3 protein-coding genes are annotated in these 2391 nt (G+C 58.9%); all 3 read right to left on the bottom strand.

What is annotated here, in order from left to right; translation table 11 throughout:
• Positions 1 to 31 precede the first annotated feature (31 nt).
• Entirely contained in the window at positions 32 to 1579 is a 1548-nt protein-coding gene (gene tnpC / locus ORL50_RS28645; RefSeq protein ID WP_115148494.1) for an IS66 family transposase, read from the bottom strand.
• Between the two features lie 62 nt (positions 1580 to 1641).
• A complete protein-coding gene (gene tnpB / locus ORL50_RS28640) occupies positions 1642 to 1977 on the bottom strand; it encodes an IS66 family insertion sequence element accessory protein TnpB (protein WP_045062372.1) in 336 nt (111 codons plus the stop codon).
• Entirely contained in the window at positions 1974 to 2291 is a 318-nt protein-coding gene (gene tnpA, locus ORL50_RS28635) for an IS66-like element accessory protein TnpA (protein ID WP_082069254.1), read from the bottom strand. Before tnpA ends, tnpB begins: the two co-directional genes overlap by 4 nt.
• Between the last annotated feature and the right edge of the window lie 100 nt (positions 2292 to 2391).

Raw genomic sequence — 2391 nt, 5'->3', positions numbered from 1 at the left:
GTAAGCGTCCGCCGAAGTCACCTTGCGTGACTCAGGCGGGCATCCACCGATGCGGCAGCAGTTGATCAATCTCACTGGCACGCTGCGTCGGCAGCCGCGTCAGTACATCTTTGAGATAGGCATACGGATCATGCCCATTCATGCGTGCTGACTGGATCAAGCTCATGATCGCGGCTGCCCGCTTACCGCTGCGTAGTGACCCGGCGAACAACCAGTTCGAGCGTCCAAGTGCCCATGGCCTTATCTGATTTTCGACCGCGTTATTATCGATGGGCACAGCGCCGTCCTCGAGATATCGAGCCAGTGCCGTCCAGCGCCTGAGGCTGTAATCCAGAGCTTTGGCAATAGCCGATCCTTCGGGCACAAGATCGCGCTGGGCCATCATCCAGGTATGTAGTGCGTCGATAATGGGTGCCGCTTTTTCCTGACGTATTCGCCAGCGATCTTCGTCGGTCATTTCCCGCGCTTGCCGTTCGATTTCGTACAAGCTGCCAATTGAGTGCAGCGCCTGTTCGGCCAGTTGGCTTTTGTTCGTCGCGTGCAGATCGAAGAACTTGCGGCGCGCATGGGCCATGCAGCCAATTTCGGTGATGCCTTGCTGGAAGCTTGCCTTGTAGCCGGCGAAATCGTCGCACACCAGCTTGCCATCCCACTGGCCAAGGAAGTTACGTGCATGCTCGCCCGCACGGCTCGGGCTGAAGTCGTAAACGACTGCCCTGACCGCCGAAAACGGCGTAGTGCAGTAGGCCCAGACGTAAGCACGGTGGGTCTTCTTCTGGCCCGGCGCGAGCATTTGCACTGGCGTTTCGTCGGCGTGGATCACGCCTTCGGCAAGTACCGTTTCGCGTAGCACATCGACCAACGGCTGGAGCTGCACGCCGGTCTGGCCGACCCATTGCGCCAGTGTCGAGCGGGCGATAGCCAGGCCAGCGCGGCCAAAGATTTTCTCTTGGCGATACAGCGGCAAATGGTCGGCGAATTTGGCCACCATCACGTGAGCCAGCAGCCCTGCGGTCGGTATACCCTTGTCGATTACCTGGGCCGGAACCGGTGCCTGAGTCAGCGTTTCACACTCGCGGCAGACCCATTTCCCGCGCACATGCTGCTCCACGGTGAACACGCCCGGCGTGTAATCCAGCTTCTCGCTGACGTCCTCGCTGATCCGCTGGAGCTGGCAGCCGCAGGGGCATTGGGTGTTGTCGGGTTCGTGATAAATCACGGTACGCGGAAACTGCGCAGGCAAAGGAACACGCTTGGGCTGCTTGCGTGGCTCGGCCGACGCAGCCGGCGGATTCAACGCCTTCAGCTCGGCGTCAATGGCCGCGATATCGGTGTCGAGCAGATCATCGAGCAGGCTGCCTTGAGCAGGGCTCAATTGCTCACTGCGCTTGGCAAACTTGTTACGTTTGAACCAAGCGATTTCGTGGGTGAGTTGCTCGATGATGGTTTGGTCGCGGTCGTTCTTCTTGCCCATCCTGTCGACTTGCAGCCCGAGAGAATCAACCTGCGACAGCAACTGCGCCGCGAAGGCGCGCAGTTGGTCGGGGGTCATCTGATCGAGATTGGGCGAGGAAGTCATGCCCTGGATTTTACCAAAGCAGGTCGCTTGCGGCAGTAGGCCAAGGCGCTAATTACAGCTTTTTAAAGCAGTGTGATTGCACCGCCAACCCCAACACGCTGCCAAGGTAGGCCGAGCACCAACGCTTGAAGTTGCTCAGCATCCAGCTCTATCTCGTAGCCATTACGAATGCCGGGCCAGTGAAACTTGCCTTGGTTCAACCGGCGAGCAGCCAGCCAGACGCCAATCCCATCATGCACCAGCACTTTCATACGAGTGGCGCGGCGGTTGGCGAACAGATAAGCGCAGTGCGGCTTCGCCGCACCGAACACCGCGATCACCCTGGCCAGCGCAGTTTCAGTGCCGGCACGCATGTCCATGGGGTCGGTGGCGAGCCAGATGGCATCGATGCGAATCATTGAGTGAGCCCACGGACAAAGCGGGCGCAGCCTTCAGGATCGGACGTTGGCCATTTCACTGAGATCGATTGCTCGCCAAATGGCAGCTCAATAACCGCCAACGCTTCCGTTTGCCGTTTGGGCGTAGCTCTCAATGGAATGAAAGCTGGCAACGCCGCTGGCGACTGATCTCGATAAAGCGGTAGCCACTTGCGGATAACGTTGGCGTTGATGCCGTGGCTGATGGCAACGCTGGATAGGGTTGCGCCCGGTTGCAGGCATTCCTGAACAACCTGGGCCTTGAAGGGTTTCGGGTAAGAGCTTCGTTGGCGCATGGAAATCCTGACGTTAAGGGCGATCGCGTCCGCTTAAAAATACGCGGACACCATCGCCCTTAATGCTGGAGTTCGGAAGGTGTGTTGGCTGGACGCTTAC

Source organism: Pseudomonas sp. RIT-562, assembly GCF_026241895.1.
In the GTDB taxonomy this organism is placed as follows: domain Bacteria; phylum Pseudomonadota; class Gammaproteobacteria; order Pseudomonadales; family Pseudomonadaceae; genus Aquipseudomonas; species Aquipseudomonas mandelii_F.
The sequence above is the reverse complement of the archived record's forward strand: the minus strand, read 5'-3'. Positions and strand labels throughout refer to the sequence as shown.